Raw genomic sequence first — 23,123 nt, 5'->3', positions numbered from 1 at the left:
TCACTCATCCGCTGGCTGAGCAGTCGCCGAAGGCGACGTGTCGAAGCCCCGAGTGCGGAGATGTGTGCCGCGACTCAACGCAGGGAGCTCGTCGTAGTGCTGAGCGATGAGAGCCTCCTTCTTGCGTCGAGACCAGCCATGGATCTGCCTTTCGCGTTCCCAGGCCTCATCGACCCGGTCATACTCCTGCGCAAACACGAGTTCCACGGGTAGTCGCTTCGCGGTGTAGGCAGTCTCCGAGTCCATCGAATGCTGCCAGAGTCGCCTCTCGAGGTCCCAAGTGCTGCCGACGTAATACGTGCCGTCAGCACACTTGAGGAGGTAGACGTGCGGCATCGGGCCAGATTGCCCCTGCAGCCGCGCACGTGCTGAGGTTGCCCACAGGGCGGGCTTCGACACGCACGCTTCGCGTGCTGCTCAGCCAGCGAGGACACGCACGCTTCGCGTGCTGCTCAGCCAGCGGGGACACGCACGCTTCGCGTGCTGCTCAGCCACCGGTGTGCAGCCGGGCGATACGCTCAACCCATGTCGCGCGTGCTCGTTCTCAACGGTCCCAACCTCGGGCGCCTGGGCAGCCGGGAACCCGACGTCTACGGCGCGCAAGACCTGTCGGCGCTGCGGGTGCGGCTCGTCGAGAACGCTCCGGAGGGCACCGAGATCGATCTGAGGCAGACCGACGACGAAGCGGAACTCATCCACTGGCTGCACGAGGCCGTCGACGCCAAGACGCCGGTGATTATGAATCCAGCTGCGTTCACGCACTACAGCTACGCACTGCGCGACGCTTCGAAGATGGTGACGGATGCCGGCATCCCACTGATCGAGGTGCACATCTCCAACCCTCACGCGCGCGAATCGTTTCGCCACAACTCCGTCATCTCGGCTGTCGCCACCGGCGTGATCGCCGGTTTCGGGTTCGACTCCTATGTGTTGGCCTTGGCCGCCATCGGTCGTGGCGCGGGCCTTTAGCCGACCGGGAGTGGCCTAAGCTCGTCCCTCGTGGCAACCACGAACGACATCAAGAACGGCAGCGTTCTCAACATCGACGGTCAGCTCTGGAACGTGATCGAGTTCCAGCACGTCAAGCCTGGCAAGGGCGGCGCGTTCGTGCGCACCAAAATGAAGAACATCATGAGCGGCAAGGTCGTCGACCGCACGTTCAACGCTGGCACCAAGATCGACTTTGCGATTGTCGACCGCCGCGACTTCCAGTACCTCTACAAGGATGGCGACGGCTTCGTGTTCATGGACACGGCCGACTACGACCAGATCACGATCCCGTCTGCGATTGTCGGGGATGCCGCCAACTTCATGCTCGAAAACCAGATCGCCACGGTTGCGACCAACGAGGGGGAGCCGCTGTACGTCGAGCTTCCGACCTCGGTGATCCTCGAGGTCACCTACACCGAGCCTGGTCTGCAGGGCGACCGTTCGAGCGCAGGCACGAAGCCGGCCACGCTCGAGACCGGTTACGAAATGCAGGTGCCGCTGTTTCTCGAACAGGGCACGAAGGTCAAGGTCGACACCCGCACGGGTGACTACCTCGGCCGCGTGACCGACTAGTCGTTGGCGACGTCAGCCCTGTGATCGCTCCCACACCGTGAGTTCAAGAAGCAAGGCGCGCAAACGCGCCATCGACATCCTGTTCGGGGCGGACGTCCGCGGAATCCCGATTTCGACCCTCCTGGGCGAGGAGGCCGAGCGCGCCTCGCAGCAGCCGCAGCGCGAGTCGTCGTGGCTGTACGCCCGAGAGATGGTTGAGGGGGTGGATGCTCACCTCGAAGACCTCGACGAAGAGATCGAGTCCCACGCACTCGGGTGGTCGCTGGCGCGGATGCCGGCCCTCGACCGTGCCATCGCCCGGATGGCGGCGTGGGAGATCCTGCACAACGACGAGGTCCCCGACGGGGTCGCGATCTCGGAGGCGGTCGAGTTGGCGACCACTCTGAGTACTGAAGACTCGGCCGGTTATCTCAACGGTCTGCTCGGCGCGATTTCGCGTTCGCACGAAGCATCCTGAGCTTTTCGGAGGCCTGCGGGTCGCCGCATGACGTCACATTGCGTTGCGTGACTGTCTCGTTTTGTGCACGAGGGCGAGGTTCCCTAACTTCGGTCGAGTGCCCGCATCCGTCGCCTCAGCCGTGAGCTCACCCGCCCTGCGAGTGAGCCTGCGCGGCGTTGGCCGGAGTTTCCCCGCGGTGGGCGGCGGCCAGAAGGTCGTGCTTCGCGACATCGAGCTCGAGGTGCGGCCCGGCGAGATCATTGCCCTGCTGGGACCTTCCGGCTGCGGCAAGTCCACCCTGCTGCGACTGGTCGGCGGCCTCGACGCGGCGGATGCCGGCGAGCTGACGATTGACGACACTCCGGTTGCCGAGGTCGATCAGCGTTCAGCGATCGCGTTCCAGGAGCCGCGCCTGTTGCCGTGGCGCACCGTCGAACGCAACGTGCGCCTCGGCTTGCCGCGTGGCACGCCGACTCAGCAGGGTAAGGCCCGCACCACCGACCTTCTCGGTCTCGTGCAGCTGGAGGCGGCGACGGCTCTGCGTCCGCGGCAGATTTCGGGCGGGATGGCTCAGCGTGCATCCCTCGCCCGGGCTCTCGCCCGTGGTCCCGGGGTCTTGTTGCTCGACGAGCCATTCGGCGCCCTCGATGCGCTGACCCGTCTCACGATGCAAGATCTGCTGCTCGACATTCACGCCAACGAGCCCGCGACGATTCTTCTGGTGACGCACGACGTCGATGAAGCACTCGCTCTCGCCGATCGCATCGTGCTGCTCGGCGAAGATCCTGCCGCGCCGGGGACGGGGGCGACCATTCGATCGATCCTCGAAATCGGCAAAGCCCGACCGCGCGACCGTGCCGACGCTTCGCTGGCGCTGCTGCGCGCCGACCTGCTTGAGCGACTCGGCGTCAACAGTCACCACGCCGTGAATTACGTCACGGCCGCCCTGCGTACGCAACGCGAGAAGTTCGGTGACCTGCCCACCGGCACAACCGAAGAACCGACGCGGCCTCATTCGTTCTGACCCGTAGTACTGCACCATCAATTCCGCACTCCACAGCAAAGGACAGCATCACCATGAAGAAGACCCCCTTCGTCGCCCTTGCGACGATCGTGACCGCGGCAGCCCTCGCGCTGACCGGGTGCGTCGCTGGTGAAGGCGCGCCAGCGCCGGCCGCGACAACAGCCGGCCCAGCCCTTGGTGAAGGCGGCTGGAGCTCCGACACCCTCAACATCGACTTCGCGACCTACAACCCGCTGAGCCTGATCATCAAGGACCAGGGCTGGCTCGAGGCCGCGACCGGTGGCAAAGTCACCATCAACTGGGTGCAGTCGGCAGGCTCGAACAAGGCGAACGAGGCGCTGCGCGCCGGCGCGATCGACGTCGGCTCGACGGCTGGCTCGGCAGCGCTGCTCGCTCGCTCGAACGGCTCGCCGATCAAGACGATCGACATCTATAGCCAGCCTGACTGGGCTGCGATCGCGGTTCCGGCCGGTTCGAGCATCAAGACGGTCAAGGACCTCAAGGGTCACAGCATCGCCGTGACGATTGGAACCGACCCGTACTTCTTCTTGCTGCAGACGCTGGATGAGGCGGGCCTGACGCTTGACGACGTCACGATCGTGAACCTTCAGCACGCCGACGGAAAGGCCGCACTCGAAAACGGCTCGGTCGACGCCTGGTCGGGTCTCGACCCGCTGCTCTCGACGAGCGTCGCGTCGGCCGGCACGAAGATCATCTACGACAACCCCGACTTCAACAGCTACGGGTTCCTCAACGCGACCGAGACCTTCCTGGCGAAGTCGCCCGACCTGGCACAGCTCGTGGTCAATGCGTACGAACAAGCTCGAGCGTGGGCCGTGGCCAACCCGCAGAAGGCGGCCGACATCCTCGCCGGTGTCGCCGGGATTGACCCGAAGATCGCCAGCGCCGTGCTGATCGACCGCACCAACTTCGACATCGACGGCGTTCCGGGTCAGGCCCAGCTCGACGTGCTGAAGGTCATCGGCCCGGTGCTCGTTGACACGGGTGCGGTGCCCTCCCAGGATCTGGTTGACGCCGCGCTCAAGAGCCTCCTCGAGCCGAAGTACGCCCAGCAGGCGGATCCGACCTTCTTTGGCTGAGTATCTCGTGTCGACGGCGGCGGCCCCTCAGGGGGTCGCCGCCCGTCGGCGTGCGCGCGCGGATTCGCCACTGTGGTGGCGCATCGTCGGGGGAGCGATTCTTCCGGTCGCGATCTTTGTCGGCTGGTGGATCATCTCGGCGCTCGAACTCGTTCCGGTCTACCGACTTCCGACGCCGCTCATGGTCTTCGAGTCCGCCTGGTCGCTTCCGAACAATCACAAGCTGCCTCTCGACATCCTGATTTCGACGCAGCGGGTGCTGATCGGATTCGCAATTGGCGCGTCGATCGGTCTGGTGCTTGGCGCACTTGTCGGACTCTCGAAGGTGGCCAACGTCATCCTCGGGCCGCTGCTGAGCGCGCTCCGAGCGGTGCCGTCGCTCGCCTGGGCGCCGGTCCTGCTGCTGTACCTGGGGATCTTCGAGCCGCCCAAGTTGGTGCTCGTTTCGATCGGAGCGTTCTTCCCGATTTTCACGGCGATCTCCGGCGCCTTGCGCCACGTTGAGCCGCAGATCGTAGAGATGGGCCGCGCCTTCGGCCTCGGTCCCATGCGCGTACTGACGACGGTGCGCCTTCCTGCCGTCATCCCGACGATCATCAGCGGGTTGCGACTCTCGCTCGCCCAGGCCTGGCTTTTCCTCGTCGCGGCCGAGTTGCTCAACGCGAGCCTGGGGCTCGGCGCGATCTTGGTGGAGTCGGGTCAGAACGGCCGGATTGACGCGATGTTCCTGGTGATCATCCTGCTCGCGGTCCTCGGACGGATCACTGATGCCCTCGTTGGGCTCGTCGAGCGATGGCTTCTCAAACGTTGGGGCTAGTCCGCTAGAGTCGTGATCGCAACAGACCACCTTTAAGTCCGTCCAGAGAGACGGGGAAGGAGGTCAGGATGACTGCACGCCCCGTGCTGCAGCAGGCTGACATTGATCGCGCACTCACGCGCATCGCTCACGAGATCCTCGAATCTGTCGATCGGCAAGGTTCGGATCGGGGCGACTCGGCTCTGATCCTTCTCGGCATCCCGACGCGCGGCGTCCTCCTCGCCGAGCGGCTCGCAGCCCGCCTCGAGTCGCTGGCGCCCGGTTCGGCCTCGGTCGGCTCACTCGACGTGACCATGCATCGGGATGACCTCCGCTCGCAGCCGACCCGCAGCCCGAGTCCGACGCGCATCCCGGCCGGCGGCATCGACGGCGCCACCGTGGTGCTGGTCGACGACGTGCTGTACTCCGGTCGCACCATTCGGGCCGCTCTCGATGCGCTCACGGCCCTGGGCCGCCCGAAGGCCGTGCGCCTGGCCGTGCTGATCGACCGCGGTCATCGCGAGTTGCCCATCCGCCCCGATTTCGTCGGCAAGAACCTGCCGTCGTCGATCACCGAACGCGTCAACGTGCGGCTGATCGAGACCGACGGCGATGACCTCGTCGAGATCGCGGAGGGCGAGCGATGACAACGCTGCGCCATCTGCTCTCGACGCGCGATCTGGATCGCGATACGGCGATCGGCATTTTGGATGTCGCTGAAGATATGGCGGATGTCGCTCGGCGCGCCGTTCCGAAGCTTCCGGTCCTCAACGGCCGCACCGTCGCGAACCTGTTCTTCGAAGATTCAACGCGCACCCGCCTCTCGTTCGAAGCAGCCGCGAAACGACTCTCGGCCGACGTGATCACGCTGAGCGCCAAAGGCTCAAGTGTGCAGAAGGGCGAAAGTCTGAAGGACACAGCGCAGACTGTGGCCGCGATGGGGGTTGACCTCGTGGTGCTGCGGCACCCGGCTTCGGGGGCGGCTCGGACTCTCGCCGATGGCGGCTGGATTGACGCTGCCGTGATCAACGCGGGTGACGGCACCCACGAGCACCCGACCCAGGGTCTGCTTGACGCGTACACGATGCGCAAGTCCCGCCACGGGGATGCTTCCCGCGGCAAAGATCTCGACGGTCTGAAGGTCACGATCGTCGGCGACATCCTGCACTCGCGGGTTGCCCGGTCCAACCTCTGGCTGCTGAACACTCTCGGCGCCGAGGTCACCCTGGTCGCTCCCGCCACGCTGGTGCCGACCGGTGCTGAGACCTGGCCGGCGACGATCCGACACGATCTCGACGACGCCCTCGATCAGAACCCGGATGTCGTGAAGATGCTGCGCATTCAGAGCGAGCGAATGAACGCCGCCTTCTTTCCCAACGACCGGGAATACGCCCGTGAGTGGGGTCTCGGCGACGCCCGACTCGCCCGGCTGCGCCCGGATACGATGGTGATGCATCCCGGCCCGATGAACCGCGGACTGGAAATATCCACTGCTGCGGCGGATTCCGACCGGTCGCTCGTGCTTGACCAGGTCACCAACGGGGTCTCGATTCGAATGGCGGTTCTGTACCTCATGCTCGGTGGTGCCGCATGACTCTCCTCATTCAGGGCGCGACACTTCCCGACGGCACGCGCGCCGACCTCATCGTTCACAACGGCGTGATCACCGAACGCGGTTCTGGACTGTCCGCTCAGAGTGCCACGGTGATCGATGCCGACGGACTCCAAGCACTTCCCGGACTCGTCGACCTGCACACTCACCTGCGTGAGCCCGGCTTCGAGCAGAGCGAGACGATCCTCACCGGATCACGCGCCGCCGCATCCGGTGGCTTCACGGCCGTGCACGCGATGGCGAACACGAGTCCGGTCGCCGACACCGCTGGCGTCGTCGAGCAGGTCGCCTCGCTCGGCGAGCAGCACGGGTACGTGACAGTGCGCCCGGTGGGTGCCGTGACGATGGGACTCGCGGGGGAGCGGCTCAGCGAGATCGGTGCGATGGCTCGCTCGCGTGCGGCGGTGCGGGTCTTCAGCGACGACGGCAAATGCGTGCATGACGCCCTTCTCATGCGCCGCGCACTGGAGTACGTGTCGACCTTCGGTGGTGTGGTCGCCCAGCACGCGCAAGAACCACGACTTACCGAGGGCGCTCAGATGAACGAGGGTGCGCTGAGCAGCGAACTCGGGTTGGCCGGGTGGCCGGCAGTCGCCGAGGAGGCGATCATCGCTCGGGATGTTCTCCTGGCCGAAGCGGTCGGCGCCCGCATCCACATCTGCCACCTGTCGACGGCCGGGAGCGTTGAGGTCATCCGTTGGGCGAAGGCGCGGGGGATCGCGGTCACCGCCGAGGTCACGCCCCACCACCTGCTGCTCACCGAAGCGAAGGCCTCGACCTACGACGCGCGGTTCAAAGTGAACCCGCCGCTGCGTCGCGAAGAGGATGTGCGCGCCCTTCGCGTCGCGCTGGCCGACGGCACGATCGACATCGTTGCGACTGACCACGCCCCGCATCCGATCGAGACGAAAGAGTGTGCGTGGGCCGAAGCCTCCTTTGGGATGGTGGGGCTCGAGAGCGCGCTGAATATCGTGCAGCAGACGATGGTCGACGCCGGCGCGTTCGGGTGGTCGGATGTCGCCCGAGTGTTGTCGGTCACCCCGGCCGCGATTGGCCGACTCGACGGGTACGACGCCCCCTTCGCCGTCGGATCGCCTGCGCATCTCACGCTCGTTGATCCCACGGCGCGCTCAGTGTTTGGCGTCGAGCACCTGCACGGCCAGAGCACCAACTCGCCCTACCTGGGGCTCGAACTGCCCGGTCGCGTTGTTGCGACAGTGCACCGAGGGGTGCCGACAGTGCTCGACGGCGTGCTGCGCGATCCCGCTGAGGTTGCTCAAGGTGCGGCGGTGGTGGCTCATGGATAAAGTGCTCGCCTTGATCCCCGTTCTCGCGGTTCTGATTCTGGTCGGGGTGTGGTTTGCGCTCGGTTGGCGCAAGCGACGTCGAAGCCAGGCCGACCTCCCGACCCTCGGTGCGCCACCCGCGACGCTCGGTGAACCGCTGCTCGTGCAGGACCTGCTGTACGTCGCGACCACCCGTGCCGACGCGCCGCTGGACCGCATCACCGTGCGCGGCCTCGCGTTTCGGGGTCGCGCCGGGGTCGCAGTCTCTCCGGAGGGCGTCGTGCTTTCGATCGCTGGGCAGCCCGCCTTCTTTATTGCCCGCGATGCGATCGAAGGAGTCGGACGAGCGACCTGGACGATCGACAAGGTCGTCGCGAACGACGGGCTCGTCTTCATCCGCTGGGCTCTCGGTGACGCCCGGATCGATAGCTACCTGAAGTCGACGGATCCCGACGTGCTGCTCGACGCCCTCAACACTGTTTCTTCTGTCGCGAAAAAGCCTGTGCCCAACAAGGAGCGCGCATGACCTCCACTGATCCCGCCGTCTTGGTTCTCGAAGACGGCACCCGCTACGAGGGGCGCGCCTACGGTGCCCGCGGACGCACTCTCGGCGAAGCCGTCTTCGCGACGGGGATGACCGGCTACCAGGAGACCCTGACCGACCCGTCGTACGCCGGCCAGATCGTGGTGATGACCGCACCGCACATCGGAAACACCGGCATGAACGACGAAGACCCCGAGTCTCGAAAGATCTGGGTTTCGGGCTACGTCGTGCGTGACCCCTCTCGGGTGGTGAGTAATCACCGAGCGAATCGATCGCTCGACGACGATCTGGTCGCGAACGGCATCGTCGGTCTGTCAGGCATCGACACTCGCGCCGTGACCCGCCATTTGCGCGACTCCGGCGCGATGCGAGCCGGAGTCTTCTCGGGACCGGATGCCGGCCTCAGCCCCGAGAAGCAGCTCGAAATCGTGAGGAGTTCGCCCGAGATGGCCGGGCTGAATCTCTCGGCAGAAGTCTCGGTCACCTCGCCAGTGGTCACACCGGCGCAGGGGCAGAGAATCGGCAACCTCGCCGTGCTCGACCTCGGGGTTAAGCAGTCGACGATCGACAACCTCGCCGCACGCGGGTTCGAGGTGCATGTGCTCCCGCACGACGTCACGATCGAGCAGGTACTCGCGATCGACCCGGTGGCCGCGTTCTACTCCAACGGTCCCGGCGACCCGGAAGCATCCGACGCTCACGTCGCCCTGCTGCGCGAACTGCTCGATCGCGGGTTGCCCTTCTTCGGCATCTGTTTCGGCAACCAACTGCTCGGTCGCGCCCTGGGGTTCGGCACCTACAAGCTGCCGTTCGGCCACCGGGGTATCAACCAACCGGTGCTCGACCGCTCGACCGGGAAGGTTGAGATCACCGCGCACAACCACGGCTTCGCGGTCGACGCTCCGCTCGACCGCGCGGTCGAGAGTCCCCACGGCTATGGGATGGTCGGGGTCAGCCACGTGGGTCTCAACGACCAGGTCGTCGAGGGACTGCGAGCGCTCGACATCCCGGCCTTCTCGGTGCAGTACCACCCCGAGGCGGCTGCCGGTCCGCACGATGCCAACTACCTCTTCGACAGGTTCCGAGACATGGTGCTGACGCATCAGAAGGCGAACTGATGCCCAAGCGTTCCGACATCTCGAGTGTGCTGGTCATCGGCTCGGGGCCGATTGTGATCGGCCAGGCGGCCGAGTTCGACTACTCCGGCACTCAGGCCTGCCGTGTGCTGCGCGCGGAGGGCGTTCGGGTGATCCTGGTCAACCCGAACCCAGCAACGATCATGACCGACCCCGACTTCGCCGACGCGACCTATATCGAGCCGATCACCAACGAGGCGCTTGAGGCGATCATCAAGCTGGAGCGTCCGGATGCGATCCTGCCGACCTTGGGCGGCCAGACCGCACTCAACGCGGCGATCGCTCTCGACGAGGCCGGCATCCTGGCGAAGTATCACGTCGAATTGATCGGCGCGAAGGTCGAGGCCATCAAGAAGGGCGAAGACCGTCTGATCTTCAAAGAGCTGGTCATCGCCGCCGGTGCCGAGGTCGCACGCAGCCATATCGCGCACACCATCGGTGAGGCGGTGGATGCCGCCGCCGACCTCGGCTACCCACTCGTGGTCCGGCCGTCGTTCACGATGGGCGGTCTCGGCTCAGGTTTTGCGCACGACCCGGATGAACTGATCCGCATGGTCGGTGACGGGCTGCACCAGTCGCCGACGTCCGAGGTTCTGCTCGAGGAGTCGATCACGGGCTGGAAAGAGTACGAACTCGAGCTGATGCGTGACACCGCCGACAACACCGTGGTGGTCTGCTCGATCGAGAACGTTGACCCGGTCGGGGTGCACACCGGCGACTCGATCACGGTCGCGCCGGCTCTCACCCTGACCGACCGCGAATACCAGCGGATGCGCGACATCGGGATCGACATTATCCGGGCAGTCGGCGTCGACACCGGTGGCTGCAACATCCAGTTCGCGGTCGAACCGTCGACGGGTCGCATCATCGTCATCGAAATGAACCCGCGGGTCTCGCGGTCGAGCGCTCTTGCCAGCAAAGCGACCGGCTTTCCGATCGCCAAGATCGCCGCGAAGTTGGCAATCGGCTACCGACTCGACGAGATTCCGAACGACATCACGAAGGTGACGCCGGCATCTTTCGAACCGAGCCTCGACTACGTCGTCGTGAAGGTACCGCGCTTCGCTTTCGAGAAGTTCCCGTCGGCGGATGCCACCCTCACCACGACGATGAAGAGTGTCGGCGAGGCGATGGCGATCGGCCGCAATTTCACGACAGCGCTTCAGAAGGCGCTGAGGAGTCTCGAGAAGCGGGGGAGCAGCTTCCACTGGGGCGCCGAGGGGCGGTCGAAGGCCGAACTGATCGAGATCGCCAAGGTGCCGACCGACGGTCGCATCGTGACCGTGCAACAGGCGTTCCGCAAGGGCGCGACGCTTGAGGAACTGTTCGACGCGACCAAGATCGACCCGTGGTTCCTCGACCAGATCCTGCTGATCAACGAGGTCGCGGCGTGGCTTGCGGGCTCGCTCAAACTCGATCGCGACTTCTTCGTCGAGGCGAAGAATCACGGCTTCTCCGACGTTCAGATCGCCGAACTTCGCGGCATCACCGAGCAGGAGGTGCGCAACCTGCGCTGGCAGCTCGGGGTGCGTCCGGTCTACAAAACCGTCGACACCTGTGCGGGCGAGTTCCCCGCGCTGACGCCGTATCACTACTCCTCGTACGATCTCGAAACTGAGGTGCGGCCGAGCGGCGCGAAGAAGGTCGTCATCCTCGGGTCCGGCCCGAACCGCATCGGCCAGGGTGTCGAGTTCGACTACTCGTGCGTGCACGCATCTTTCGCGCTGCACGATGCCGGGTACGAGACGATCATGATCAACTGCAACCCTGAAACAGTGTCGACCGACTACGACACCTCCGACCGGCTCTACTTCGAACCGCTCACCCTCGAAGACGTTCTCGAGGTCATCCACGCCGAATCGCAGTCCGGCACGCTGGTCGGCGTCATCGTTCAACTCGGCGGGCAGACTGCGCTGGGGCTTGCGAAAGGTCTCGAAGCGGCCGGCGTTCCGATCCTCGGCACCAGCCCGAGTGCGATCGACCTCGCCGAGGAGCGTGGGTTGTTCTCCGGCATCCTCGATGCTGCGGGCCTGCTGGCACCGAAAAACGGCATCGCGACGGATGCGCCGAGCGCTGTCACCGTCGCTGAGGAAATCGGCTACCCGGTACTCGTGCGTCCGTCGTACGTGCTCGGCGGCCGCGGGATGGAAATCGTCTACGACACACCCGGACTCGAGGACTATTTCGACCGGGTACGTGAACAGGCGATCATCGGTCCTGGCTCGCCGCTGCTGGTCGACAGGTTCCTGGATGACGCGGTCGAGATCGACATCGACGCGCTCTACGACGGCACCGAGCTCTACGTCGGCGGAATCATGGAACACATCGAGGAGGCCGGCATCCACTCGGGTGACTCGGCGTGCACCCTGCCTCCCGTCACGCTCGGCCGCGACGTGCAGAACCGGGTCGTCGAGGCCACCCGCAAGATCGCCGAAGGGATCGGGGTGCGGGGCCTTCTCAACGTGCAGTTCGCTGTCGGGGCCGGAGTGCTCTACGTGCTCGAAGCCAACCCGCGCGCTTCCCGGACCGTGCCGTTCGTGTCGAAGGCTCTCGGCATCCCGTTGGCCAAGGCGGCTGCGCTCGTGATGGTCGGTCGCACGATTCGCGACCTGGTCAACGACGGGATGCTGCCCGCCGAGGATGGCGAACACGTGCCACTCGACGCGCCGATCTCGGTGAAGGAGGCGGTGCTGCCGTTCAAGCGGTTCAGAACGCGCGAAGGCAACGTGGTCGACTCCGTTCTCGGGCCCGAGATGCGCTCGACCGGGGAAGTGATGGGAATCGACGCCGACTTCCCGCGTGCATTCGCGAAGAGTCAGGATGCCGCCTACGGCGGGTTGCCGGAGTCGGGCACCGTCTTCGTGTCGGTCGCCGACCGCGATAAGCGCGCCGTCGTGCTGCCGATCCTGCGACTGTCGCAACTCGGGTTCACGATCGTCGCAACCGACGGCACCGCCGAGGTGCTGGCCCGCAACGGAATCAGGGCGACAGCGGTACGCAAGTACTTCATGGGGCAGGCCGTCGACGCTGCGGATCCTTCTATCGTCGAACTGATCAACGAGGGCAAGATCGATGTTGTGATCAACACCCCGTCGGGACGCAGCGCACGGGCGGACGGCTTCGAGATCCGCACCGCGACTGTCGCTGCCGACAAGCCTCTCTTCACGACGATCGCGCAACTCGCAGCGGCCGTCGCCGCGTTCGAGATCAAGCACGGTGACATGCGGGTGCGTTCGCTGCAGGACTACGCGAAAGATCGCGCTCGGAGTCTCGAGACACGGAGGCTTGCAGCGAGATGACCTTCGCCGACCGCTTCTTCGCGACCCTGTCGGAGTCGGGTCAGCTCTGCGTCGGCATCGACCCGCATGCGTCGGTGCTGTCGATCTGGGGTCTGCCGGACACCGCGGCCGGCGTGCGCGAATTCGGACTCCGAACGGTGGATGCCGTGGCCGGCCGAGCAGGAATCGTGAAACCGCAGGTGGCATTCTTCGAGCGTCATGGGTCGGGCGGCTACGCCGCCCTCGAAGCCACGATCGCGGCGGCCCGGTCGGCGGGGCTCTTCGTCATCGCCGACTGCAAGCGCGGAGATGTCGGGTCGACAGTCGATGCCTACGGCGAGGCGTGGCTCACGCCGGGGTCACCACTCGAGGCCGACGCGATGACCGCGTACGCCTATCAGGGGATCGGCTCACTGTCGGGTGTGCTGGCGAGGGCTGACGAGTTCGAGAAGGGCGTGATCGTGGTGGCCGCGACCTCGAACCCGGAAGGGATCATCACGCAAACGGCGATGCGTGCCGACGGCCGTACCGTCGCGGCTGCGCTCGTCGATGAAGTTCGCGAGCTGCCCGGCTCGGGCGGGCTCGTGATCGGCGCGACGATCGACCCGGCCGCCTACGGCCTGACGCCCGAGCGGTTTACCGGTGTGCCGATCCTCGCCCCGGGGTTCGGAGCGCAGGGTGCCCGGTTGTCTGATCTCGCGCGGGTGTTCGGGTCGGCATCCGGCCAGGTGGCTGTGCACGTCTCGCGCGAGTTGCTCGCGGCCGGACCTGACGGTCTCGCCCCCGCGATCGACCGGATGGCGGCCGACCTCCGCGACGTGACGCCGTGAAACCCCCCGAGGTCGACCGCGCGGCGGGGTTGCGAGCTGCGGTCGCCGCGCGACGTGCCCGCGCCGAGGTGAAACGTCAGGTCGCATCCCGAGAGCGTCGCGCGCTTGACGTCGCCGAGGTCGCCTGGGACGGCGACCCCGGTTCGGCGGAAGCCACCCTTCGGGTCAGCGAACTGCTGCGCAGCATCCCGACGCTCGGCCCGACCAGGTCGGAGCGGGTGATGGCGCAGCTACAGATCGCACCCGCCAAGCGGGTGGGGGGGCTCGGCGTTCGCCAGCGGCTCGAACTGCGCGACTTTCTGATGGACCGTGAAGCACGAAGCGCCGCCGGTCGCCGCCACAGTCGCCTGGTCGTGCTCGCCGGTCCGACCGCGGTGGGAAAGGGGACCGTTTCCCGGCACATCCGTGAGACCTACCCCAACGTGCTGCTCAGCGTCTCGGCAACGACGCGCCCGCCGCGACCCGGTGAAATCGAGGGCGAGCACTACTACTTCGTCAGCGACGCCGAATTCGACCGGATGATCGCCCAGCGGGAGTTTCTCGAGTGGGCGACCGTGCACAACGCCTACCGCTACGGAACGCCCAGGCCGCCGATCGATCGGGCTCTCGCGGACGGCAAAAGTGTGTTGCTCGAGATTGATCTTCAGGGTGCGCGGTCGGTCAAAGAGGCGATGCCGGAGGCTCTGCTGGTGTTTCTGCTGCCGCCGACCTGGGAGGAATTGGTTCGCCGCCTCATCGGCCGCGGGACCGAGAGCCCGGAAGAGCAGACCCGACGGTTGGAGACGGCGCGGGTCGAGTTGGCGGCGCAGGATGAGTTCGACGTGAAAGTCGTGAACAGCGAAGTCGGCCAAGCGGCGCGCGAGGTCGTAGAATTGCTGACAGTGCCCAAATTGTGATGGGCGCGAAGACTCCAGGAGCGTAACCCATGGCCGATCGCAACAGCGGCATCATCGACCCGCCCATCGACGACCTTCTCTCGAAGGTCGACTCGAAGTACCAGTTGGTGATTTTTGCCTCGAAGCGCGCGCGTCAGATCAACGACTACTACGCCGACCTTCACGAAGGTTCGCTGTTTGACAACGTCGGACCGCTCGTCGACTCGACGATCGACGACAAGCCGCTTTCTGTCGCGATGCACGAGATCAACGACGACAAGCTCGTGCTGAAGCACGTCGCGGAGCCCACTCCTTAGGCTCTGCCTAAGCGCCTCTGATCCCATGAGAATCGTCGTCGGCATCACCGGCGGTATCGCGGCCTACAAGGCCGTCGGTGTGGTGCGCGGCCTGGTACTTGCCGGTCATGACGTACACGTCGTCGCGACGGAGGCGGCGCTCAAGTTTGTCGGACGCCCGACGCTCGAGGCCATGAGTCGCAACCTGGTGCACACCGATCTCTACGACGGGGTCGCGGAAGTACGGCATGTGGCTCTCGGGCAGAGCGCCGACCTGATCATCGTCGCCCCGGCCACCGCCAACACGATCGCCAAGATTGCTGCGGGCACTGCCGACGATCTGTTGGGCACGACGATCCTGGCGAGCACGGCGCCACTAGTGCTCGCGCCGGCGATGCACACCGAGATGTGGAGCAACGCCGCGACGGTGGCGAACATCGCGACTCTGCGTGAACGGGGGGTGCACATCCTGGGCCCCGCTTCAGGACAGCTCACCGGTGCCGACTCGGGGCTGGGGCGCATGGTCGAACCCGATGAACTGGTGGCTGCGGCATTGGCGATTGTCGGCCCGCGCGATCTCGCTGGTCTGAGGTTTCTCGTTACCGCTGGGGGGACGCGCGAGCCCCTCGATCCCGTGCGCTTCATCGGCAACCGCTCGAGTGGGAAGCAAGGTGTCGCGATTGCGCGCGCGGCGGCAGCCCGCGGGGCAGAGGTCCTCCTCGTGGTCGCGAACATTGAGGATGCCGACATCCTGAACGGCATCGCCGCGGGTGGCGGAATCGAGGTTCAGGAGGTCTCTACCACCGCCGAGCTGCGGGATGCCGTGCACGCGGCTTCCCCTGCCGCCGACGTTGTCGTGATGACCGCCGCGGTCGCCGACTACCGGCCCGAGACTGTTGCCGAGGTCAAGATCAAGAAGGAGGTTGCGGGTGACACCCTTGACCTCCATCTGGTGCGTAACCCCGACATCCTCAAAGAGTTGACGGGCGCCCGGCCTGCCGGGCAGACCATCATCGGCTTCGCCGCGGAGACCGAACCCGACCGCGATGCGTTGCTTGAGTTAGGTCGAGCGAAGGCTGCGCGCAAGGGCGTCGATCTGCTGGTTATCAACAGGGTCGGCTGGTCAGAAGGCTTCGGCACGGAACGTAACGCGATCATCGTCGTGTCCGGAGCCGGGGATATAGTTGCCGAGGCCGAAGGTCTCAAAGACGCCGTGGCCCACTGCATCCTGGACCTCGTCCCCGACCTTCGGAGTTCCCCCTGAGCATCTCAAATCCGAGCACCTCAAATCCGAGCATCTCAAATCCGAGCATCTCAAACGCAGCCCTGCGCCTGTTCACCTCGGAATCTGTCACCGAGGGACACCCCGACAAGATCTGCGACCAGATCAGCGACTCGATCCTCGACGCGATTCTCGCTGCCGACCCGGCCGCCCGCGTCGCGGTCGAGACCATGGTCACGACCGGACTGGTGCACGTCGCCGGTGAAGTGACGACCCATGCGTACGTCGACATCCCCGGGATCATCCGCAAGCGCATCACCGACATCGGCTACACCGGATCCGACGTCTGGTTCGACGGCCGTTCGTGCGGTGTCGAGGTGTCGATCGGCGGCCAGTCTCCCGACATCGCGCAGGGCGTCGATGACGCGTTCGAGACCCGCGAAGGCACCAGCGTCGACGACCTCGACAAGCAGGGAGCCGGCGACCAGGGCATCATGTTCGGCTACGCCACGAACGAGACCTCGGTGCTGATGCCGATGCCGATCTGGCTCGCGCACCGCATGGCTGAGCGCCTCGCCGAGGTGCGGCACGCCGGGCTTGTCGACTTCCTGCGTCCCGACGGCAAAACTCAGGTGACGATCGGCTACGACGGCACCGTTCCGAAGACCGTCGAGACCGTCGTGGTGTCGACGCAGCACTCGCCCGACGTTGACAACGAGACGTTGCGCGCCGAGGTCGAGCGCCTCGTCATCCGTCCGGTCCTGGATCTGGTCGGCCTCGACTCCTCACAGACCCGGCTGCTGATCAACCCGACCGGCCGATTCGAGATCGGTGGGCCGCACGGCGACGCCGGCCTGACCGGCCGCAAGATCATCGTCGACACCTACGGCGGAGCATCCCGTCACGGTGGGGGCGCGTTCAGCGGTAAGGATCCATCCAAGGTTGACCGTTCGGCCGCGTACGCCCTGCGCTGGGTCGCGAAGAACGCGGTTGCCGCGGGCCTCGCCGACCGACTCGAAGTGCAGGTTGCGTACGCGATCGGCACGGCGTCACCGGTGGGGCTGTATGTCGAGTCGTTCGGCAGTGCGCACGTCCCCGAAGAGAAGATCATCGAGGCAATCCGCGCGGTGTTCGACCTTCGTCCCGCGGCGATCATCCGCGACCTGAAGCTGCTGCGGCCGATCTACGCCCAGACGGCGTCGTACGGGCACTTCGGCCGGGAACTTCCGGGCTTCACCTGGGAGGTCACCGACCGCGTCGACGAGCTGCGCGCCGCCGCAGGCTTGTAGACCCGCCGTGGCGGGCGTCGCACGCGTCCTGGTTGACTCTGCGCTGCCCCAACTCGACAGACTGCTCGACTACCGCATTCCGGATGCTCTCGAAGGCATCATGCCGGGCGTACGGGTCATGGTTCCGCTGCGCTCCGCGAATCGGATGGCGAGGGCCTTCGTCGTCGAAACGGTTGACGACGGCGACTTTCCCGGACCGTTGAGTGATGTTTCGGCACTTGTCTCGCCGATTCCGGTGTTGCGTCCCGAGGTGTGGGCGCTCGCCCGGGCCGTCTCCGACCGCGCGGCCGGCTCGGTGAATGACGTGCTTCGCCTCGCCATCCCGCCTCGACAGGTGCGGGTCGAAAAAGCCTGGCTCGCGCGCGCTCCGCAGCCCCCGTCTGTCGTGCAGGCGCCGACGTGGGAGGACTATCCCGCTCTCGGGCCGGCGCTCGAACGCGCAGAACGAATTGCCCTCCGGGTGCAGCCGGGAGTGACGACGGGACCTGATGGCGTGCCGGTCGCTCGCTGGGCTCTCGTGCTCGCGCGCGCGGCCGCTCACACGGTGGCAAGCGGCAGTTCGGCGATCCTGGTCGTCCCCGACCATCGTGATCAAACGCAGGTGGAGCGCGCGTTGGCCCGAGTGCTGCCACCGGAAACCATCTGGCGCTGGGATGCCCGACAGCCGAACGCCGACAGGTACCGGTCGCTGCTCGCCGCAGGGGGAACCGACCCCGTGGTCGTGGTGGGGAACCGTTCCGCGGTCTACGCCCCCGCACAGCGCCTCGGGCTGATCGCGATCTGGAACGACGGCGACCCGCTGCTGGGTGAGCCTCTCAGCCCGTACGTCAACGCGCGGGATGCCGCCTTCGTGCGACACGAACAGCAGGGCGGAGCACTCGTGCTCGCCGGCCACACGCGCAGCACCGAGGTCGAGCGGTTGGTCGAGATCGGCTGGCTGGCCGAGATCGGCCCCGCGAAGAGGCAGCGGTTGCGCGTCATCCCGACCGCCGATGGGCCGGGCGACGATCCACTCGCGGCGCGAGCTCGCATCCCGTCGGTTGCCTGGCGAGAGGCGCGCGCCGGACTCGATAAGGGTGGCCCCGTGCTCGTGCAGGTCGCGCGTCCCGGGTTTGCGCCGGGGCTGCGCTGCGCGACGTGCGGCGAGGCGGCACGCTGCCGACGGTGCACGGGGCCGCTGCGTCAGCGAACCGCGGGTGCTGCGCCGACGTGTACCTGGTGCGGCACAGCCGACCGGGTCTGGACGTGTGCGAAGTGCGGAGGCACGCAGGTTCGCACCTTGGGGTCGGGCAGCGTGCGCACCGCCGACGAGCTGGGCCGAGCCTTTCCGGGCACGCGGGTGATCGTCTCGGACGGGGAGCGACCGGTGCTCGAGGTTGAGGACGCCCCCGCCCTGGTGATCGCGACCCGCGGGGCGGAGCCGTTCGCGCCAGCTGGCTATCGCGCTGTGCTGCTGCTCGATGGGGAACGGATGCTCGCCCGCGAGAGTCTGCGGGTCGGTGAGGACTGCTTGCGCTGGTGGTCGGACGCGGCTGCCCTCGCTTCCGACGATGCCGCAATCGTTCTGGTCGGCGTCGGCGGAACCCTCGGCCACGCCCTCGCGGGGTGGAACCAGCCCGAGTTTGCGCGCTCGGAACTCGCAGGACGCAAAGAGCTGAGATTCCCGCCCGCGGTCAGGATGACGACCATCGAGGGAGAGCCCGACGCCGTCGCTGAGGCGATTGGGCACCTGCCGCCCGGCACCGAGGTGCTCGGCACCACGCAGGCGGCGGGGCGGTCGCGATCGATTCTGCGTTTCGACTACCGCCACGGCAGCGAGGTTGCTGACGCGGTCAGGGCCGAAGTCATCCGCCAAGCCACGCGCCGCCGCAAACCGGTGCCGGGCTCGCCCCCGCGGGGGAGGCAACCCCTGCCGCTGCGGGCGCGTTTCGACGACCCGGAGCCGTTCGACGAGTGAGCGACGGTGAGGGCGCCGCGAAACGGGACAATGGACGGGTGCCTCCACTTCGGATCGTCTTCGCGGGAAGTCCCGTCGCCGCGGTCCCGAGTCTGAACATCCTGGCGCCGGGTCCGCACGAGGTCGTTGCTGTCGTCACGCGCGACGATGCTCCGCTGGGCCGCAAGAAGGTGCTCACCCCGACGCCGGTCGCTCAGGCGGCGGACGGTTTTGGCATCCCGGTGTTGCGCGCCAATCGGGTCGCGCCGCTCGCTGACGAGTTGGCTGCCCTCGCACCCGATCTCGGGGTCATCGTCGCCTACGGCGGACTGATCCGGGAACCGATCCTCTCGATGCCGCGGCTCGGCTGGATCAACCTGCACTTCTCGCTGCTCCCACGTTGGAGGGGCGCCGCGCCGGTTCAACGCGCGCTCATGGCCGGCGATCGGGTGACCGGAGCCGCAGTCTTCCAACTGGTGGCCGAACTCGATGCCGGACCGGTGTTCGGGATGCTGGAGCAGCCGATCGGTCGCAATCAGACCGCCGGCCACCTCCTTGAGGTGCTCGCGGAGCGCGGAGCTCACCTGCTCAGCGAGGTAGTTGACGACTTGGCCGGGGGATCGGCGATCAGTGTTCCCCAGAGTGGCGAGGTCACCCTGGCGCCGAAACTCCTGCTCGCCGACGGTCTCATCGACTGGACCTTGCCGGCACCGGTCGTCGACTCCCGAATTCGCGGCACCACCCCCGAGCCCGGCGCGTTCACCCTGATCGATGACGCTCGGCTCAAGGTTCTCGACGCTGCGCTTACGCACGATGCAGTTCGGATCGCGCCCGGCGCGTTCGAGCTCCGAGGCGGCCGGCTGTTGGTCGGCACCGGCACTGACCCCTTGCACGTTGTCACCGTGCACCCGGCAGGCAAACGGGCGATGCCCGCCGTCGACTGGTGGCGGGGGATCGTGCGATGAATGCTGCAGCTCCCGCACGACGGGTCGCCGCCGAGGTGCTCGCCGCGGTTCGCGACGACGACGCCTACGCCAACCTGCTGTTGCCCGCCCGCATCCGTCAGGCGCACCTGAGCCCGGCGGATGCCGCCCTCGCGACCGAGCTCACCTACGGCACCTTGAGAATGCAGGGGCGCTACGACAGCATCATCGAGCTCGTCGCCCAGCGATCGGCAGCGGCGATCGATCCGGTCGTGCTGGATGTGCTGCGCCTCGGTGTGCACCAACTCGTGGCGACCCGCATTCCGCCCCATGCGGCCGTCGGCGACACGGTGTCACTTGCTCCGAAACGTGCGACCGGGTTTGCCAACGGCGTGCTGCGCGCGATCTCGCGGATCGATCCGGCGGAATGGGATGCGCGGATCGCCGAGGGCCGGTCGGGTGATGACCTTCTCGCCGCCGAGACCTCGCATCCCGTTTGGGTGATTGACGCATTGCGGGCAGGCCTCGCTGCTGACGGACGGGTCGACGAACTCGACGACCTCCTCGCGGCCGACAACATCCCGCCCGCCGTTTCTCTCGTGGCGCTGCCGGGACTCGTCGAGTGGGACGAGGTGGGGGAGCGCGGGTCGATCTCGCCACTTGCCGTGCGCGCGCCCGGCGGCGACCCGTCCGGAGTACCCGCGGTGCACGACGGCCGCGCCCGGGTTCAAGACGAAGGCTCCCAACTCGCGGCGCTGGCGCTGAGTCGGGCGCGTCCCATCGTTGCGGGGGAGCGTTGGCTCGACCTCTGCGCGGGTCCAGGAGGGAAGGCGGCTCTCCTCGGAGCCGAAGCGAACCTCGGCGGGGCGACGCTGCTGGCCAACGAACTCATCCCAGTGCGGGCAAAACTGGTGCGCACCGCGGTTCGGGTGCTCAGCCCACGACCTGAGGTAGTCGTCGGTGACGCCACCCGATTTGCGTCCTCGGATCCCGGAACCTTCGACCGCATCCTGCTCGATGCGCCGTGCACGGGTCTCGGGGCTCTTCGCCGGAGGCCGGAAGCGCGCTGGCGCAAGAGCCCGCACGACCTCGATGACCTCGTTCCTCTTCAGGCTCGCCTGCTCGACGCCGCGATTGCGGCCCTGGCGCCCGGCGGGCTGCTCGCGTACGTGACGTGCTCGCCGCATCCGGCCGAGACTCGGGATGTTGTCGCCGCCGCATTGGCCCGTCACCCCTCGCTGCGCGCGCTCGACACCCGCGCGGTCGTGGCCGACATCGCGACGGCAGATCTCGGACCGGGCGTTGGGCCGGCCCTGCAGCTGTGGCCGCACCGCCACGGCACAGATGCCATGTTCATCCAGTTGCTGACGGTCGATTTCCTCGGCGACGCTGCCCCTAAGGTGGCACCGTGAGCGTGCGAATCGAGCCCAGCATCCTGACGGCAGACTTCGCGAACCTCGAGGCCGAGGTGGGTCGCATCGCAACCGCTGACGCCGTGCATGTCGACGTGATGGACAACAACTTCGTTCCCAACCTGACCTTCGGGCCGCGGATGGTTGAGCGGCTTCAGGCCGTGTCGCCGATCCCGCTCGACGTGCACCTGATGATTTCGGATGCCGATCGCTGGGCCGTTGGCTACGCCGAGCTCGGGGTGATGTCGGTGACCTTCCACGTCGAGGCCGCGACGGATCCGGTCGGAGTTGCCCGGGCCATCCGAGCCGCCGGGTCACGAGCGGGCGTCGCGGTGAAACCCGGCACAGATCTCGCCCCGTACCTCGAGAACCTCGCTGAGTTCGATCAGCTTCTGGTGATGACCGTCGAGCCGGGTTTCGGCGGTCAAGGCTTCATGACCGGCATGCTGAAAAAGGTTGCCGACGCGCGTGCCGCGATCGACGCGGCCGGCGTCGACGTCTGGCTGCAGGTCGACGGCGGGATCTCACTGGAGACGATTGAGCGCGCGGCGGCAGCCGGTGCGGACACCTTCGTCGCCGGCTCGGCCGTGTACGGCGCGGACGATCTGGATGCCGCAATCGCCGGACTCCGCGCCGCAGCCGAACGCGTTCACCGTCACTAACCTCGATCGCACGCCTGCTCCCGATGGATCGGATCACCCGCCGCGCCGCGCGCATCCTCGTGCTGGATCATGACGATCACCTACTGCTTTTTCATGGTTTCGATCCCTCGGATCCGTCCGCGGGCGACTGGTGGTTCACCCCCGGCGGCGGGCTCGAAGGCGACGAATCGTTCGTCGAAGCTGCTCGACGCGAACTCGCGGAGGAGACAGGTCTCCAGTCCGGACGGCTCGAGGAACTGCCGGGGGAACGGGTCGCGGAGTTCCCCTTCGACGGACAGCTGGTCACCCAGACCGAGCGTTACTTCACCGTGCGTGTCGCCAGGTTCGAGCCCGTGTCCGACGCCTGGACCGACCTCGAGATCCGCTCGACGATCGAGCTGCGCTGGTGGGGACTGGATGAATTCCGCGCGGCAGATCTCCGCCATTTCCCGGCCGACCTCGTCCAGCGGTGGGCTGTCGCGAGCGGCCTGGTGCCGCGAGTGTCTGATTAGCTTGTCGGTATGAGTGACATGACAAAGCCTGAGATCGACTTCTTCGAGGGCCCGGCCCCGACTGAACTGACCGCCACCGACCTCGTCGTCGGCGACGGGCCAGAAGCCACCCCGGGCGCGCGCGTCACGGTGCACTACCTCGGTGTCGACTTCGAGAGCGGCGAAGAATTCGACTCGTCGTGGAGCCGCGGCGAATCGATCGAGTTCCCGCTGAACGGCCTGATCCGCGGCTGGCAGGAAGGCATCCCCGGCATGAAGGTCGGCGGACGTCGGCAACTGATCTGCCCGCCCGAGTACGCCTACGGTCCGGTCGGCGGCGGCCACCGCCTGTCGGGGCGCACCCTCGTCTTCGTGATCGACCTGCTCGGCGCGCGCCCCGCTTGAGGCGAAGGCCATTTCTGGCCTTCGC

The 23,123-nt window shown here is 66.7% G+C and carries 23 protein-coding genes and 1 pseudogene; 23 read left to right on the top strand and 1 reads right to left on the bottom strand.

The genetic code is table 11. The annotated features are described in order from the left end of the window. The gene (locus tag ABIR17_RS00880) at window positions 1-336 is read right to left on the bottom strand and encodes a GIY-YIG nuclease family protein (protein ID WP_348002464.1); all 336 of its coding nucleotides are present in this window, start codon (window positions 334-336) and stop codon (window positions 1-3) included. 189 nt (window positions 337-525) lie between these two features. On the opposite strand from ABIR17_RS00880, the gene ABIR17_RS00875 reads away from it, so the two are divergent. From ABIR17_RS00875 to ABIR17_RS00765, 23 genes and pseudogenes are all read left to right on the top strand, one after another. Further along, window positions 526-969 carry a type II 3-dehydroquinate dehydratase gene (locus ABIR17_RS00875; RefSeq protein WP_348002463.1) on the top strand — a complete coding sequence of 148 codons (444 nt, stop codon included), beginning with the start codon at window positions 526-528 and terminating at the stop codon, window positions 967-969. A 30-nt stretch (window positions 970-999) separates the two neighbouring features. Continuing rightward, window positions 1,000-1,563: an elongation factor P gene (gene efp / locus ABIR17_RS00870; RefSeq protein WP_348002462.1), complete on the top strand. Its 564-nt coding sequence runs from the start codon at window positions 1,000-1,002 to the stop codon at window positions 1,561-1,563. Window positions 1,564-1,600: 37 nt separating this feature from the next. After that, entirely contained in the window at window positions 1,601-2,020 is a 420-nt protein-coding gene (gene nusB, locus ABIR17_RS00865; protein ID WP_348002461.1) for a transcription antitermination factor NusB, read from the top strand. Window positions 2,021-2,117: 97 nt separating this feature from the next. Further along, window positions 2,118-3,026: an ABC transporter ATP-binding protein gene (locus ABIR17_RS00860; RefSeq protein ID WP_348002460.1), complete on the top strand. Its 909-nt coding sequence runs from the start codon at window positions 2,118-2,120 to the stop codon at window positions 3,024-3,026. Between the two features lie 53 nt (window positions 3,027-3,079). Further along, window positions 3,080-4,126 carry an aliphatic sulfonate ABC transporter substrate-binding protein gene (locus tag ABIR17_RS00855; protein ID WP_348002459.1) on the top strand — a complete coding sequence of 349 codons (1,047 nt, stop codon included), beginning with the start codon at window positions 3,080-3,082 and terminating at the stop codon, window positions 4,124-4,126. Next, window positions 4,119-4,943: an ABC transporter permease gene (locus tag ABIR17_RS00850; protein ID WP_348002458.1), complete on the top strand. Its 825-nt coding sequence runs from the start codon at window positions 4,119-4,121 to the stop codon at window positions 4,941-4,943. The genes ABIR17_RS00855 and ABIR17_RS00850 overlap by 8 nt, the downstream gene beginning before the upstream one ends. Window positions 4,944-5,011: 68 nt before the next feature. Continuing rightward, entirely contained in the window at window positions 5,012-5,569 is a 558-nt protein-coding gene (gene pyrR, locus ABIR17_RS00845) for a bifunctional pyr operon transcriptional regulator/uracil phosphoribosyltransferase PyrR (protein WP_348002457.1), read from the top strand. Between the two features lie 5 nt (window positions 5,570-5,574). After that, window positions 5,575-6,516: an aspartate carbamoyltransferase catalytic subunit gene (locus ABIR17_RS00840; RefSeq protein ID WP_348002559.1), complete on the top strand. Its 942-nt coding sequence runs from the start codon at window positions 5,575-5,577 to the stop codon at window positions 6,514-6,516. Then, window positions 6,513-7,841, top strand: a complete 1,329-nt coding sequence (locus ABIR17_RS00835) for a dihydroorotase (protein WP_348002456.1) — start codon at window positions 6,513-6,515, stop codon at window positions 7,839-7,841. The genes ABIR17_RS00840 and ABIR17_RS00835 overlap by 4 nt, the downstream gene beginning before the upstream one ends. A 10-nt stretch (window positions 7,842-7,851) precedes the next feature. Then, the gene (locus tag ABIR17_RS00830; protein ID WP_348002455.1) at window positions 7,852-8,346 is read left to right on the top strand and encodes a hypothetical protein; all 495 of its coding nucleotides are present in this window, start codon (window positions 7,852-7,854) and stop codon (window positions 8,344-8,346) included. Continuing rightward, a complete protein-coding gene (carA, locus tag ABIR17_RS00825; protein WP_348002454.1) occupies window positions 8,343-9,482 on the top strand; it encodes a glutamine-hydrolyzing carbamoyl-phosphate synthase small subunit in 1,140 nt (379 codons plus the stop codon). Before ABIR17_RS00830 ends, carA begins: the two co-directional genes overlap by 4 nt. Next, the gene (gene carB / locus ABIR17_RS00820) at window positions 9,482-12,799 is read left to right on the top strand and encodes a carbamoyl-phosphate synthase large subunit (RefSeq protein ID WP_348002453.1); all 3,318 of its coding nucleotides are present in this window, start codon (window positions 9,482-9,484) and stop codon (window positions 12,797-12,799) included. The genes carA and carB overlap by 1 nt, the downstream gene beginning before the upstream one ends. Continuing rightward, on the top strand, window positions 12,796-13,608 hold the full coding sequence (gene pyrF / locus ABIR17_RS00815) for an orotidine-5'-phosphate decarboxylase (RefSeq protein WP_348002452.1): 813 nt from the start codon (window positions 12,796-12,798) through the stop codon (window positions 13,606-13,608). Before carB ends, pyrF begins: the two co-directional genes overlap by 4 nt. Continuing rightward, window positions 13,605-14,504, top strand: a complete 900-nt coding sequence (gmk, locus tag ABIR17_RS00810) for a guanylate kinase (protein WP_348002451.1) — start codon at window positions 13,605-13,607, stop codon at window positions 14,502-14,504. Before pyrF ends, gmk begins: the two co-directional genes overlap by 4 nt. A gap of 29 nt (window positions 14,505-14,533) precedes the next feature. Next, the gene (gene rpoZ / locus ABIR17_RS00805) at window positions 14,534-14,800 is read left to right on the top strand and encodes a DNA-directed RNA polymerase subunit omega (RefSeq protein WP_348002450.1); all 267 of its coding nucleotides are present in this window, start codon (window positions 14,534-14,536) and stop codon (window positions 14,798-14,800) included. A 25-nt stretch (window positions 14,801-14,825) separates the two neighbouring features. After that, window positions 14,826-16,043, top strand: a complete 1,218-nt coding sequence (coaBC, locus tag ABIR17_RS00800) for a bifunctional phosphopantothenoylcysteine decarboxylase/phosphopantothenate--cysteine ligase CoaBC (protein WP_348002449.1) — start codon at window positions 14,826-14,828, stop codon at window positions 16,041-16,043. A 47-nt stretch (window positions 16,044-16,090) separates the two neighbouring features. Then, complete coding sequence (gene metK / locus ABIR17_RS00795; protein ID WP_348002558.1) at window positions 16,091-17,290, top strand: methionine adenosyltransferase; 1,200 nt, start codon at window positions 16,091-16,093, stop codon at window positions 17,288-17,290. A gap of 7 nt (window positions 17,291-17,297) precedes the next feature. Beyond that, a complete protein-coding gene (locus tag ABIR17_RS00790; RefSeq protein WP_348002448.1) occupies window positions 17,298-19,247 on the top strand; it encodes a primosomal protein N' in 1,950 nt (649 codons plus the stop codon). Window positions 19,248-19,285: 38 nt separating this feature from the next. Next, window positions 19,286-20,182 (top strand): annotated as a pseudogene (locus ABIR17_RS00785) (methionyl-tRNA formyltransferase); the annotation flags it as partial. Between the two features lie 5 nt (window positions 20,183-20,187). Then, window positions 20,188-21,561, top strand: a complete 1,374-nt coding sequence (locus tag ABIR17_RS00780; RefSeq protein WP_348002557.1) for a transcription antitermination factor NusB — start codon at window positions 20,188-20,190, stop codon at window positions 21,559-21,561. Next, window positions 21,558-22,223 (top strand): ribulose-phosphate 3-epimerase, encoded by a 666-nt coding sequence (rpe, locus tag ABIR17_RS00775; RefSeq protein WP_348002447.1) that lies wholly within the window; start codon window positions 21,558-21,560, stop codon window positions 22,221-22,223. The genes ABIR17_RS00780 and rpe overlap by 4 nt, the downstream gene beginning before the upstream one ends. A gap of 23 nt (window positions 22,224-22,246) precedes the next feature. Continuing rightward, entirely contained in the window at window positions 22,247-22,714 is a 468-nt protein-coding gene (locus ABIR17_RS00770; RefSeq protein WP_348002446.1) for an NUDIX domain-containing protein, read from the top strand. Between the two features lie 9 nt (window positions 22,715-22,723). Further along, window positions 22,724-23,098, top strand: coding sequence for an FKBP-type peptidyl-prolyl cis-trans isomerase (locus ABIR17_RS00765; RefSeq protein ID WP_348002445.1), 375 nt, complete (start codon window positions 22,724-22,726; stop codon window positions 23,096-23,098). Window positions 23,099-23,123: the final 25 nt, after the last annotated feature.

It is taken from the genome of Pseudolysinimonas sp., assembly GCF_039912695.1.
Taxonomy (GTDB): Bacteria; Actinomycetota; Actinomycetes; order Actinomycetales; family Microbacteriaceae; genus Pseudolysinimonas_A.
This window is presented reverse-complemented; position numbering and strand designations above follow the sequence as displayed.